This is a genomic window from Sellimonas catena (genome assembly GCF_027924685.1).
Classification (GTDB): domain Bacteria; phylum Bacillota; class Clostridia; order Lachnospirales; family Lachnospiraceae; genus Sellimonas; species Sellimonas catena.
Genome location: NZ_BSBO01000023.1, coordinates 1 through 12,580, shown reverse-complemented (window position 1 = coordinate 12,580; position 12,580 = coordinate 1). Strand labels below are relative to the sequence as shown.

Genomic DNA, 12,580 nt, shown 5'->3' with positions numbered 1-12,580 from the left:
GAGACCTCGTAAGAGATTTCCTGCCGGGATACTATATTCCCTTATATATATTATATATATAATAGGCTGATACTAGTTTTGAGCCTTCAATCGTTTAATCAGTTGTCGAGCAAAGAGTAAAGCAATTTCATCACAAGAATATTCTTTAGAATCTATAGCTTGAATATCTGCAACCGAGGGATACTTCTTCCTTAAATCTTCGTTAGTAATATTGTGAACAATCGGCAATATCAATTTCTGTCCATTTCTATTTTGCCTATTCAGGAATTCATTCAGTTCCTTTTCTGTCCATTCACGATCAAAGAAATTTTCAGAAATTACAATAATAGCAAATTCAGCTTTTTTCGTTCCATCTAAAATACGGTCTTTCCATTTATCTCCCCATTCAAGAGATTTTTTATCATAAAATATTTTCACGCCAAGTTTTTCAAGAGAATCATTCAACTCATCTACGAGATCAGCTTTGTCCTTGTTGGCATGAGAAAGAAAAACATCATATTCTGGAAGCATATTGGCTTGGTATACGGGAACCGTTGTTTTTTCGATACCATTCATTTTATCAATAAATTCCTGATCCTTACTAATACTTTTAAGACACGATACAAGTTGCCTATATGCGCCTAAGTTACGATGAAATAAAATAGTTTTAATTCTTGAACCAAGAGCATGTTCTTTCAAATATTTGTTATAAAAAATTTCAAAATCATTTATCCAATCCTCACTTGGCTGATTATACTTATGTAAATCAAAATCCCCCGCTGCTGCATTAGCCGGAGGTTGAATGCTTTCTGTTCTTTTTAATAAATCATGTAGTTCCTTTTCAAATTGCGACATGCCTAATCTTCTTTCTTGCTCTTTCTTTTCCTCATACAAATAACTATCTTTAAGGATTTGTATTTGATAAGGATAGTTATCTCCCCATTGAACATGTATCAAACCAGATTCTCTTAATTCCTTAAAACAGCCTCTGAGAATCGTATCATCTCGATTACTTAAATTTTCAAATCTATTTTTCCAATAATCCGATACTTTCTCATTATCTACTATCTCTTTCAACACACTTTCTGCCTCATCGGAAATAACAATTCTATTCTCCATATGCATCTCCTTCTACATATTTTTCTCATTCTCTTTTCCAAACAACTTGAAAATTATTATATCATACTGTACGTTAAATTGTAATCTACTTTATCCATTTCACTCGTCTTCCTCCCATCCCTTCTGCCAGCTCACCGCATCATCAAAAGAGAAGGAGCCATTCAGCCTTTTGACCTCCTTGACACATTCTCCCCGCAAGCGTTCCAGTGACACCGGATCGATGTTGTTATTCGCCGCGACCACATTCATCATCACCGCCAGCTCCACAGCCAGCTTGAAGATCATCCGGTTCTGCCGGTGATCGCTCTCCGCCACAATGCTTTTCAGTGTGGATGTGACGATATTGGGGAGATAGATTTTGTTGTCCTCTGCGGAAAGATATCCCGCATAAAAAATGACAGCCTTTTCAATGAACTCGCTCTTACTGTCGCAGTTGTCTTTTTTATAGAGAGTGTCCGCCAACTCCAGGGTGGATGGCCTGATCCAGAGCTGGAAGCGGCGTTTGATTTCTTTCTTTTTTGCCTCTGTATCCTGCATGTCTGAAATCCTCCTTCTTATTCATAGGAACCTGCCAAAGCACCGTAACATTCCTTGAAACCTCTGGTTCTCAGGGAATGGAAGCACCTGACCAGGAACCTTTTTCCCAAATCCGGCACCGTAATGCTATTTCTTTCGAAATCGGCGGAATGCCTTGAAGTGGCCGGCTCTGCCGGACACAGTGAGCTGGGGCGGGGCCGCCATGCGGCACCGCCCCTTTCTCCTGCTTGATTTTCGACCCTGTATCCGCACGGGGAACCGTTGCTTTTCCATGGGCGGAGCCTGTCTTCACACGGGGCGCAAACGTCTCGTAAACCAGCGGGGAGGGATAACTTCCTCGACCTCGCCCACAAAATCGCAACACGGGGTCGACAGGCGGCTCACAGGGGTGTTCCTTTTCGCATCACATCTCCTGAACCGGCGGCGTTGTTTCTTCTGCCTGTTCGGGAGAATGCCAGTCAATCTCACGATCCCGCAATGCTTCTTCGAAGATCAGCTCTTTTGCTGCTATTGGGATTGTAGATTTGCGCTCAGCACGGTAGACCGCAGTAGAAACATCTTTCAGACGATAAGCCCGCCACTCCGGATCGCCCTGCTCTTTTACGCTGATCGTTCCATCGTCAAAATCAAATTCCAGGAGCGCGGTAATTCGATCATCATGCTCCATAGCGGTGCATAAGACAGAGAAGGTCAGGTCATCAATAGGCTGATGTTCTCCAAAAGAAAGCGCCAGACTGTCCAAGGTCAGCCTGCCCTCATTCTCCCGCATAAAATTCCGATAGAGATAAGCCGCACTGTAGAAGTTGTTTCGCAGGTCGGAAGTGAAATGAAAATCATCCCCGTCCTCATGGAAATGGATCACAGCAAATCGTCTGGCAGCTTCAGCCTCACGTTGTGCTTTCGCTTCTTCCTGACAGATCAGTGTTTCGATTTCCTCACGCTTTTCTTCCGGGACGAGAGACGCATAGGTTTCTTCAAAACATTTCCGCAGCACACCTTCGATGGTACGCCCCTGATCAGTCAGGATCTCGTCCAGAGCAGCGAGCCGATACTCGTTAAAATATACGGTAACATCGATATCATTCATTGGTTATGCCTCCAATCTTCGATTCAGTTTTTCTGTTTCTCTGCAAACTCTTTCTCCATAATCAGAACAATCCCACGCAGAACAAAAGTAACACACGGGATTGCCACACTATTGCCCAGGGCTTTATACCTTGGCGAGTCAGATGCCCCATCGATCAAAGTCCAGCCATCCGGGAAACCCTGCAGCCGCTCACACTCCAGAGGAGTGAGACGGCGGATTAGATTTCTGTTTACCTCAGGCTGGCAGATTAGGTCAGTTGCATCTTTATATTGTCTGGCGCTTTCTGTGCCAGCGACTTTGCTTTCCTGGAATTCATCCACTCGCTGGCGGCTATAGACTGCATGCCGGTCTGTTGTATTCAGGGTGTAACTGATATCTTCCTGATAGCCAAACCCATTCCCGCCATTTTTACTCTGCCGGTCAATGATATTCCCGGCAATACAATAGCTGTCCGGTTCCTCCGCGATCAGAGGAAGATTATTGCCACCTGTGCCGCTTCTGGCTGACAGTGTCGGGGATACCGGCAGCGGTCCGGTATAACGTCCATCGATCCCGTGGTTTTCAAATAGTACCAGGGATTGCGTATTGCCTCCCATCCCGTATGATGCAGTTACCGCCTGTGCTTTTTCAACGGGGCCGGTGAATCGGAGATCCTGCCCATGGTTATCAAAAACCAGCGGAGGATGACCGGACATCTGCGCCCGAAGTGTTCCTGCCACATCTACACTGCAGTCCATCACCTGGCCGCCCTGATCGTTCAGGCAGAGAGTCGGCTCTTTCTGCTGGTCAGGGAATCCGGCGATAAAGGTCTGCATCTGCATATTTCTTGTTGCCATCAATGCGCCGGAAACATGGCCCAGGTTAATCGTTTCCTCTCTTTGATTAATATGGAAAGCCATGAATCCTTCCTGACCTATTTGATCCCCGCCTGGATCTCCAGTGCTTTTTTGAGTATCTCCGGAAGCTCCTTGCCCCGTTCTGCTGATCTCCGCAGAATACCCAGGCAGGCTTTCCTGCTTAAATAATATTTCCGGGGCGGATGTTCCTCCAAAATCTGCGACAAGAAAGATTCTCTTACGTCTCTGGGGGACTCCCCAGTATTGAGCGTCCAGGACTCTCCAAGCGACAGAGAATCCACTTCCCAATATGGCCCCAGCAGATTTCCACCTCCCGGCCGGAGGTCGAGGAACAGATATGGTATGGTCGGCGATCCTGCAGATTTCCTCCAGGACCGCTCTGAAATCTTCTCCGTTTGAAGATGAGAATGCTCCGGGGACGTTTTCCCACACCATGAATCGGGGAACAATTCCGCAAGGGTTAACTGTTTCATTTCCTCGTTGTCTTTTTGCATCTGTCTTTCTCATCTCCTTTACGATCCGGATCTGCTCCATAAATAGTCCGGAACGCTCCCCGGACAAGCCTGCGCGCTTTCCCGCGATGCTCAGATCCTGACAGGGTGATCCGCCCGTAATGATATCTACAGCCGGAAGTTCCGCCCCTTTTAATTTCGTAATATCGCCCACATGGAGCGTCTCCGGGAACCGCTGCCTGGTCACCTGGATCGGAAAAGGTTCTATTTCACTGGCCCATATCGGAAGGATTCCGTTCCGGACAGCAGATAAAGGAAAACCGCCAATCCCATCGAACAGGCTCCCAAGCCGCAGTCTGATTCCCGTTGATTTTCCTATTACAGAACTTTTCGCATGTCAATCACCTCACGATTCGTTATTCATTGGTCTTTCAGATGCGTTGTTAAGGATTCCCTCCCGCAGCTGTCGGTGTCTGTTCTTTTTTCTCCGGTCTGGGCCGCCTTACTCTGGGCGCAGGATCTGCTGGTTCGCTGGAGCGCATCTCAATAAAATCCCGCACATTGGACGGGACATGTTTGCCATAGAATCCTTCCATGGCTTTGGTTAGCTCATCTTCAAGCTGCAGATCTTTCTGCTCCATGTAGAGCCGGAGCGCAGTCAGCTTTTCTTCATCAAAAGAAATTGTTACATTGGTTTTCTTCATAGGTTCCTCCTTCACATGGAAAGAGCAGGCCCGGAGTCTTGGCTCCAGTCCTGCTTGTCCTCACTTACATGAATCATTTTTGCCTGCCCCATGGGTGTCTGATGGAACACAGTACTGTCTGTACAGCAGTTCGTCCAGTCGGTCTGTTCCATGCGGCAGCTCTGGATCAGTGCGCCGGAAAAGTTGCTGTGGGTAAAGATGGCTCCCCGGGAGGTGCAGCCATCAGCCACCATCTTTTTAAAGCATGTTTCCTCAGCAGTGACGCCCTTGAGATCACAGGAGAACAAGGTTGCCTCTGTAAAATCAGAGAAGCACAGCTCCGTCTGCGCCAGATTCGTTTCATACATTCTGGCTCCTGCGAAGATGGCGCTGTTCAGATTCCGATGGCTCAGATTCAGTCCGGACAGATCGTATCCGGAGAAGTCAGCCTGTTCGCCGCCTGCATCGTGAAGCCAGAGGACATGTTTGGCGCAAATCACATCGACGTCCTCCTGGCTGAGCCGGGGAAGTTCTTTTTCTTCATGAGCATATTCCGGGTTCAGCTTGATGCACAGCTCATCGCCCAGGTCATCCAGATACGCAATCTCCGGGCGATCCTCCAGCATTCCAACGAGAAGCTGGGTTTCAACTTTATCCAATGCCAGCTCATCTGTCAGTATCCGGTACATTCCGCTCTGCTGGTCGATGATGGCTTTTTGTGTGTATTGTTCCGCCATTTCCGCCATCTCCTGATTGAATTTTGCTATTGTAGGGTACTGATCCAGAAGATAAAGTTGGCGGGCCTTGGGAAGAAAAGCATGGTAGCGGGCATAGTCATAGCCTTCTGCGTCAACGAGGATACCATCCTCCTGGTTTTCTCCCAGCACCAACAGGCAGTGCCGGGTTCCGTCCGCATCCTGACGCATGACTCCACGGTGTTTGACAATAAAATCATACTCCGCCAGCGGTGATTGGTAGAAGCGGGCATACTCGCTTTCAGACAGCTCCAACACTTTCTCTACCACACAATGCTGAGAGCGGATTTCTTCATCCTTGCGATGGAAAAAAGCATAGAGATCCATTCCTGTCACCTCCTTTACCGCATAACAAGATCCGATGTCATGTCCTCAGTCTGTTCCTTGGCTGCATCCGGTTCTGATGGATTCTCTGGTACGCCTTCATTCCCCTGGAGGAGATGGTCAACGTAGATATTACAGCCCAGCAGAGAATACACTCCCCATGCCGGATGCGCCGCCCTGATTACAGGCCGGACAGTATTCCAGATGGTAAGACATTTCGATATGATCCTCTGTCATAATCAGCTCATTGATTTCTTCTTCCTGCTTTAACGCAATCACGATCAACCTTCCGGCATCACTGTCGGCGAAGAGGTCAAGCCCAAACCGTTCCCGGATTTCCTGAAAACTTACTGACCACGTTCCTGTGGTGGTGCGCTGGATTCCTTCCTGGACGAGTGCATTTGCAATCTCTTTGAGCATGAATTGTTTTTTCTTATTCATGTGGTTTGCTCCATTTCTTTACATTTGAAATTGGATATCTTCGCTATTAACATCACGATCATTTTCAGGAATGTCGTTAGGATACTGACCATCTTCAAGCGTTCCTTCTCGTTCCATCTGTTCGATATCAGAAAGGTTCCCTCCATTGGCCAGATGCTCCGCAGCCAATCTCATTTCCCAAGGGAAGGGGCAGACCGGGATATCCGCAAGGGAAATGACTTGTCCTGCAATTTCATCCCCGTGTCGTTCTTGGATTTTTTGGAGCTGCCGGGAGAACTCCTGAAGGAAATTTTCCGCTGTTTTATATGCGCCTTTCGGTAATTCATATCCGCTGCTATCCATTCCTTCCAATTCTTTCGCCCATTCCAGCCATCTTGCTGCAGTAGCGTCGCTGCCAGGACGGATGGAATTCAAATAGGCAGTAAAATCTTCATATCTCATTTTGATCCTTCCTTACATCCGTACTCGAAGCCCCGCAAGATGATCTGTTTTTACGCCGACCAGGTACCATCGTTCATCCATTTCAATGCGGGTAGGCACCCACCGGCTGCCGATAAGGACATCAAAGCATTCCCCGCAGTGAAGTCCGCCATAGTAATGCTCCAGGGAAAAACGGATATCATAACGCCCACTTTCCTTATCGTAAATCAGGGTTCCATGTCTTTTTCGATCCATAACATCCTCCTATTGTGTTGGTGTTTCATTGTTACTGTTGTCAGTTTCGTCGCCTACCTGCAGAACGCCATAGCCCAGGATCTCATAATAGCCCACGCTGTAGGAGCGTTCCCTGCAGGCATCCCCGGAGTTTCCTTCGATGGTGTGGACGGTTCCATTCTCCACGCTGGCTACGATCCCCACATGGTCGGACACGCCATCCTGCCCATTGTCCGCCCAATCAAAGAAGATGATCATACCGGGGGACGGGGTTTCTGTTCCCGCCAGCCATTGGTTTCTCTGCTGGAACCAATTGACGCCATCGGAGCAGAGGGAGAACTTGGGGCAGATACCACGGTCAATGTAACCGCACTGATCGGCGCACCAGGAAACGAAGCAGGCGCACCATTCCACACGGGATTCAAATCCGTACCAGCTCCAGTAGGGCTGCCCGCCCTCATTGCCGATCTGCGACTGGGCCACGGAGACGATCTCCTGGTTGACGCCCACCATAAGCTGGGTAAACTCTGCCGCATCGATGTCCGTTCCGAAGGCGGCGTTGACAGCGGCAATGAGCTGCTCGTCCGTCTGATCCGGCGCAAAGCAGCCCACCAGCTTATTCACGAAATCCGGCTCAAAGGAAAATTCATAGAGGGCAGTTACATAGAGTACCTGGGCCTCCCTTACTTTCTGCCAGTCATAACCGGCGGCGGTCATGGCATCCTCGATGGCGTACATGGTATCCTCCACGCCCTGGAGCTTGGCGATTTCCTCGGCGGAGAGGTTCTGTTCCACCATCTGCTGAAGCTCTGCGGTATCAAATTCAATGGTACCGTTGAAGATGGAGACGATGGCCACGATAGGCATCACAATGATGATAATGATGCCCAGAACGATCCCGCCCACCACCTTGAGTACCTTTTTGTCTGTGAGAAGGGATACGGCAATCTTTTTAAGCGCCGCCCCCACAGTGGCGCTCATCGGCCTCCGGCCTTTCCGAAGATGGCCGATTTATAGTCCGGCGCAATGACCTGTAAAAGATACCGTTCAATCCCGCACCGATACAGGCAGGTGCCTCGCTCCGGATATTTAATCAGTTCAAACTCCGATGGCTCCACCTGGAGGGCATCCATAAACTCTGCGGGGTTGATCTGACCGGGGTTAAAGAGGAACTGATGGGTGGGGATGGAAAACAGCGGTTTCGTCATCTCGCAGACCTCCGGCATCAGGAAGTCATTGATGTTCTGGCTGGCGATGATGATCGCTGACTCCTTCTTCCGGACACGCTTCATAGCGTTTCGGATATACTCGATGGAGGTCAGGTTGGTCAGGTACATATACAGCTCATCGATGGCGGCTGCGGTATTCCCTTTGTCCAGGAGCTGGTTGGACATAAAAGAAAGCAGATTGAAGAGCATGGCATCCTTCAGCCTGCGGTTGGTGTCCATCAGCCCTTTCACGCCAAAGCATAAAAAGGCATCGTCCGTGATGTTGGTGTATCCATTGAAATACTTGCTTTCCGATCCTACGCACATGGAGTGGATGCCCAGGCATACCTGCTGGAGGGTTTCCTCTGTGTACAGGTACTTCCGCTGCTTATCGTAGGTCATGAATTCTTCCTCGCACAGCTTATAGAAGTCCTCCATGATAGGGAAGTCCGTAGGCTTTTTGGAGCTGTAGTCCGTGCTGTCGGTAATGCCGAACCGGGCATACAGCTTGGCCAGCAGGATCTCAATGGTGTCGATCTGCACATCCGTGAAATCTTTATAGGCCCGGAAGAAGTCCTTCAGGTAGGCGATGTGCTGGGAGAGCCTGGTCACTTTCCGGAAGGCCAGCGGTGTGGTAGCGTCGATTTCGCCTTCCGTGCCATCGCCCCATGCCTTTGGCTCTAAGGGATTGACGATGTACTCACCGCTCATGAAATCGATATAGCAGCCGCCCAGGGCCTCTGTCAGTTCCTCGTATTCCGCCTCCACATCCAGGGCGATGATGAGTTTTCCTGCTTCTCTTAAGTTGGTCAGGATCAGCTTTAAGAGATAGGATTTCCCCTGACCGGAGTTGCCCAGGATCAGGATATTGCTGGTGGTCTTATCCTCGCTGCGCCGGTCAAAGTCCACCAGGATGTTGGTTCCATACTTATCCCGGCCCAGGTAGATGCCACGGGGATCGGTCTTTCCGGAAAAGTTAAAGGGATACAGATTGGCCACGGAGCTGGCGGGCAGCACACGCTCGAACTGCGCCCCGAACTGATTGGCCCCCACAGGCAGAACAGAAAGATATCCTTCCTTCTGTCGGAGAGTGAGCCGGTCAACCGTTATCTTGGAGCGAGTCAGCTCCATAGCGATCTCTGACTGCAGCTCCTTTAAAGCATCCATGCCCTTTGCTTTCAGCTCAATGAACACGGAGCAATGGAGAAGCGATTCCTTGTTTTTCCGAAGATTGGCCAGAAGTTCCACCACATCCTGCAGATTCCCTTCAGCCTCAATGGTTTCATTCACATCGCTGCCGGTACTCATCAGCTTGTTCTTCCGGGTGGCGTTCTGCAGGATCTTCCTCTGTTCCATGGCCTCCACCAGCCGGTGGTAGATCCGAAGCGTTACGCCATTGCGGTCAGCAAGCTGGGAAAGGATGGCCTGTTCCTCGGTGGAGGGTGGGTATTCCCGGATGGCCCACACGCAGCGGTAACTGTCTCCAACGATATAGTGGTCGGAAAGGAACTTGATGGTACCCGGCAGGATGCAGTCGAAGAAGTCCTTGGTGCGGATTTCTTCCATCTGCTCCGGTGTCAGCACCTTGGGTTTTCGTTTGAACATTTCTTACCTCCTTGCCGCCGCTTTGCGGGAACAAAAGAGGCAAGAAAAAACAGCCGCTCTGCTTCCGCAAAACGACTGATAATTGTTACGTTGTTTGATTTTTGTATCGATAAGCTGTGACGGTATCACAGACTGCGTGATTACAGATCCATTTTTGGTGCATAATCTGCGGCAATATTTTCCTCCACATCATCCTCCGTAGAATGTTCCTGCACCGGTATCTGGCTTATGGCAAGCTGGGAAAGATACTCGATTCTCCGTTTGACTGATCCTGTGATGGCACGGATACGGATTTCATCTATATAGTCCTCCGTTCCTTCTGCTGTCAGCACACTCTCGATCAGCTCATCCACATCTTCCAGCCGGTCAAAATCAATCCAGCTAAAGTCAGACACCAGCTTTAATTGCTCTGCATGGTGGTTTTTAAAGGGCTTGCAGACCACATCTTTCTCCGAGCGTATCTGCATGGGCATCTTATCATAGCCCAGGGAAGAGCCGCTGTCATAAATCGGTGCAAAACCGATCCATTTCAGAGTTTCAGCCTCCCGCAGCATACCGAAATTATTAAAATGCCGGTCCTCATTGGCGATAATATAATCCAGCACGATCATGCGGTCCAGGAAGGGAACAGCATCATGGATGCCAAGCCCTTCACAGCAGTTGACAAAATGCTGATACACCGAGACGCTGTTGCTTTTTTTCTGCGTCTTGAGGATGCGCCATGCCGGAACCAATTCCGTATCCCTTGTAACAAAATCTTCACACACACTGTAAGGTGCGCCTTTGTTCCAGGTAACCTCATACGGTATGTGGGGGATGCTAAGGCGTTCCATGATCCCGGCGGCAATGACCTCATTAAAGGGCTGCTGTCGGAACGGGTTGCTGCCGCCTTTTACCAGACATCGTTTCCCGTCTATGATCTTCCATCGTTTTTTCAAGTTCCCGTCCGAAGTATTATCCGGGGAAGAAAAATCCAAAGCATCCGCTTTCTTATCCGCCCCGAACAGGACGTCTCCGATATCGTCTGAGAAATCATTGTCAAAAAAGTTGATCGTTTCCCAAGTCAGACTGGAACCTTCCGGACAGATCCAATACTGATCCGAAAGGCTCAGTCCATAACAGCGCACCAGAAGCATTTTTGTACTGGTGATCTCCAGGGTTTCCAGCGCCTCCCGGACTCCGGATCGGCTGGCCGGGATAGACCGGTCTGTCCACCACTCGTTTAACGCCGCCCGGTCAGCAGCACCTTTTTTTACTGTGATTCCCACGGGAAAATGCTCCGGCGCATAGACCGTACTGATCTTTTGTATCAAGCCGGTGGCGTCATCCAACTCCATCTCCGCCACGGCGATCCGTTTATGCATCAGGGTACACTTCAAGCTGTTCACCTCATTTCGCTTTCTGCCAGATGTTTCCGGCCTGTTTTTCAGGCTGCGAAGCTGTGCCTGCAGCGTTTTCCTCTGTTCCATCTTTTCAGCCAGAGGTTCGATTTCCTCGTCATGCAGATACCGGCTCTGCTTGACGCCGCTCTCTGACCATTGATGATAATAGTATGTCTTGTTATTGATGGTTTTTCTGGAGATATATCCTTTTGGAAGCTCATTGATCTGAGCCTTCAGCTTTGCAATTTGTTCCAGAAGCTCTTGTTTTTCCATTGACCGCCCTCCATCTCAAATGGATTATACCCTTTTTTAACCCCCTTTGTCAATGAGACGGTACAAATCGCAGAACAAAATCATCCTGTTTTCGCAGCCACAATGAGCAGACGCCCATCCCCGCCGGATGAACCGTAACAGGTAGACAGGGTGAGGAGCTGCTGGCCATACGCCGGGATGATCCCGGTGTCATAGAGGGAACACTCCCTGGCGTAGCGGATCTGGTGCAGGAAATCCGTTTCTGTATCCACGGTAAGGAAACGGTACCAGGCATCCTCCTTCTGCACCTTCATCACAGAAAAAATGGTATAGAGTGCTTTGCCAGCAACAGTTTCCAACTCAATGGTGGGATGCTCGGCATAGTAACTGGCATCCGTATAGTTTTTCAGGCTCCCGAACATGGTGCCATTCTTCATGTTGTGGCCATAGATGATTAAGTTTGCGCTCTCCAGGCTGCACCGGCCATCCAGGAAAGGGACGCCATTTATGCTGTACGCCCCATAGAAATCCTTCCGAAGATATTTTTCAGAATCCTCCGGGGTGTGCATCAGCGGATAGTCCACCGCTGTGCCTGGGATGCAGATCCAGCCGATGCAGTCTGCGTTCTGCTCGAATAATAAGGAGAGATTTCTCTGTTCCTCCTGCGGCTCCTGGGTTTCTGCAGATTCCTCCGGCGCAGAGGATTCCGCCTGTGATTCCTTCGGATCTTCCGGCGCAGTTACCAGCTCCGCCAGATCCTCGAAAGTATCCTGCGCCTGTTTCTGCCTCCACAGGTCATGGCCCGCCATGAAAACCGACAGCAGGCTGATTTGTGCGCTCAAACCCATCTTCGCTGATTTCAAACCAGCAATGATCGACCTCGGTATCATACTCATCGAATCTCCTTTCCGGCATCCCGACCTGTCTTGGGATAAAATATTCCCCCATGTCACAGCAATCAAGAATGCTTTGGATTTGCTCCTTGGATAATTCCCCCTGGATAACGCACTCATTATGAACCTTATAGTTACCTGCATCCCGATATAGATAGCAGATCTTGGTGTTCATGGATATGACCTCCTTTCCTTATAGCTTGTAGGATAGGGGGATTTTTCCCATAAAAAAGTGTCTTCGACACTTCAGCCCCCTAGCCCCCATTCATGGGGGAATTGGGGGTTTCTTTTTATGTGTTTTTCCTGCATAATAGACTTATGAATATATTACAAACCATTTTTAAAGACCATT

General features: G+C 49.2%; 13 protein-coding genes and 1 pseudogene. All 14 read right to left on the bottom strand.

The features are described 5' to 3' along the window. Positions 1-72 precede the first annotated feature (72 nt). The 14 genes and pseudogenes from Selli1_RS11275 to Selli1_RS11210 all read right to left on the bottom strand — a co-directional run bounded on the left by Selli1_RS11275 (position 73) and on the right by Selli1_RS11210 (position 12,403). Complete coding sequence (locus Selli1_RS11275; RefSeq protein ID WP_281873043.1) at positions 73-1,098, bottom strand: toll/interleukin-1 receptor domain-containing protein; 1,026 nt, start codon at positions 1,096-1,098, stop codon at positions 73-75. A gap of 99 nt (positions 1,099-1,197) precedes the next feature. Then, positions 1,198-1,635 (bottom strand): hypothetical protein, encoded by a 438-nt coding sequence (locus Selli1_RS11270; RefSeq protein WP_281844945.1) that lies wholly within the window; start codon positions 1,633-1,635, stop codon positions 1,198-1,200. Between the two features lie 403 nt (positions 1,636-2,038). Beyond that, on the bottom strand, positions 2,039-2,722 hold the full coding sequence (locus Selli1_RS11265; RefSeq protein WP_281844946.1) for a hypothetical protein: 684 nt from the start codon (positions 2,720-2,722) through the stop codon (positions 2,039-2,041). A gap of 23 nt (positions 2,723-2,745) precedes the next feature. Next, positions 2,746-4,386, bottom strand: a complete 1,641-nt coding sequence (locus tag Selli1_RS18790) for a DNA cytosine methyltransferase (RefSeq protein WP_281844984.1) — start codon at positions 4,384-4,386, stop codon at positions 2,746-2,748. Positions 4,387-4,474: 88 nt separating this feature from the next. Further along, complete coding sequence (locus tag Selli1_RS11255) at positions 4,475-4,735, bottom strand: DUF6103 family protein (protein WP_281844948.1); 261 nt, start codon at positions 4,733-4,735, stop codon at positions 4,475-4,477. A gap of 11 nt (positions 4,736-4,746) precedes the next feature. Beyond that, a complete protein-coding gene (locus Selli1_RS11250) occupies positions 4,747-5,796 on the bottom strand; it encodes a DUF6329 domain-containing protein (RefSeq protein ID WP_281844949.1) in 1,050 nt (349 codons plus the stop codon). Between the two features lie 129 nt (positions 5,797-5,925). Then, complete coding sequence (locus tag Selli1_RS11245; protein WP_281844950.1) at positions 5,926-6,234, bottom strand: hypothetical protein; 309 nt, start codon at positions 6,232-6,234, stop codon at positions 5,926-5,928. 18 nt (positions 6,235-6,252) lie between these two features. Then, a complete protein-coding gene (locus tag Selli1_RS11240) occupies positions 6,253-6,675 on the bottom strand; it encodes a hypothetical protein (protein WP_281873041.1) in 423 nt (140 codons plus the stop codon). A 12-nt stretch (positions 6,676-6,687) separates the two neighbouring features. Then, on the bottom strand, positions 6,688-6,909 hold the full coding sequence (locus tag Selli1_RS11235) for a DUF5348 domain-containing protein (protein WP_281844953.1): 222 nt from the start codon (positions 6,907-6,909) through the stop codon (positions 6,688-6,690). 9 nt (positions 6,910-6,918) lie between these two features. Then, positions 6,919-7,395 (bottom strand): annotated as a pseudogene (locus tag Selli1_RS18555) (CHAP domain-containing protein); the annotation flags it as partial. A 470-nt stretch (positions 7,396-7,865) separates the two neighbouring features. After that, entirely contained in the window at positions 7,866-9,701 is a 1,836-nt protein-coding gene (locus tag Selli1_RS11225) for a VirB4 family type IV secretion system protein (RefSeq protein ID WP_281873040.1), read from the bottom strand. 140 nt (positions 9,702-9,841) lie between these two features. Then, positions 9,842-11,356, bottom strand: a complete 1,515-nt coding sequence (locus Selli1_RS11220) for a DUF6788 family protein (RefSeq protein ID WP_330616918.1) — start codon at positions 11,354-11,356, stop codon at positions 9,842-9,844. 80 nt (positions 11,357-11,436) lie between these two features. Beyond that, positions 11,437-12,177: a class B sortase gene (locus Selli1_RS11215; protein WP_281873039.1), complete on the bottom strand. Its 741-nt coding sequence runs from the start codon at positions 12,175-12,177 to the stop codon at positions 11,437-11,439. After that, the gene (locus tag Selli1_RS11210; protein ID WP_281873038.1) at positions 12,131-12,403 is read right to left on the bottom strand and encodes a hypothetical protein; all 273 of its coding nucleotides are present in this window, start codon (positions 12,401-12,403) and stop codon (positions 12,131-12,133) included. Before Selli1_RS11210 ends, Selli1_RS11215 begins: the two co-directional genes overlap by 47 nt. Positions 12,404-12,580: the final 177 nt, after the last annotated feature.

Coding starts and splice junctions, on each gene's coding strand:
- Selli1_RS11235 (WP_281844953.1), bottom strand. CDS start 6,909: ATGGATCGAAAAAGACATGGAACCCTGATTTACGATAAGGAAAGTGGG.
- Selli1_RS11270 (WP_281844945.1), bottom strand. CDS start 1,635: ATGCAGGATACAGAGGCAAAAAAGAAAGAAATCAAACGCCGCTTCCAG.
- Selli1_RS11220 (WP_330616918.1), bottom strand. CDS start 11,356: ATGGAAAAACAAGAGCTTCTGGAACAAATTGCAAAGCTGAAGGCTCAG.
- Selli1_RS11240 (WP_281873041.1), bottom strand. CDS start 6,675: ATGAGATATGAAGATTTTACTGCCTATTTGAATTCCATCCGTCCTGGC.
- Selli1_RS11210 (WP_281873038.1), bottom strand. CDS start 12,403: ATGAACACCAAGATCTGCTATCTATATCGGGATGCAGGTAACTATAAG.
- Selli1_RS11255 (WP_281844948.1), bottom strand. CDS start 4,735: ATGAAGAAAACCAATGTAACAATTTCTTTTGATGAAGAAAAGCTGACT.
- Selli1_RS11245 (WP_281844950.1), bottom strand. CDS start 6,234: ATGAATAAGAAAAAACAATTCATGCTCAAAGAGATTGCAAATGCACTC.
- Selli1_RS11225 (WP_281873040.1), bottom strand. CDS start 9,701: ATGTTCAAACGAAAACCCAAGGTGCTGACACCGGAGCAGATGGAAGAA.
- Selli1_RS11265 (WP_281844946.1), bottom strand. CDS start 2,722: ATGAATGATATCGATGTTACCGTATATTTTAACGAGTATCGGCTCGCT.
- Selli1_RS11275 (WP_281873043.1), bottom strand. CDS start 1,098: ATGGAGAATAGAATTGTTATTTCCGATGAGGCAGAAAGTGTGTTGAAA.
- Selli1_RS11250 (WP_281844949.1), bottom strand. CDS start 5,796: ATGGATCTCTATGCTTTTTTCCATCGCAAGGATGAAGAAATCCGCTCT.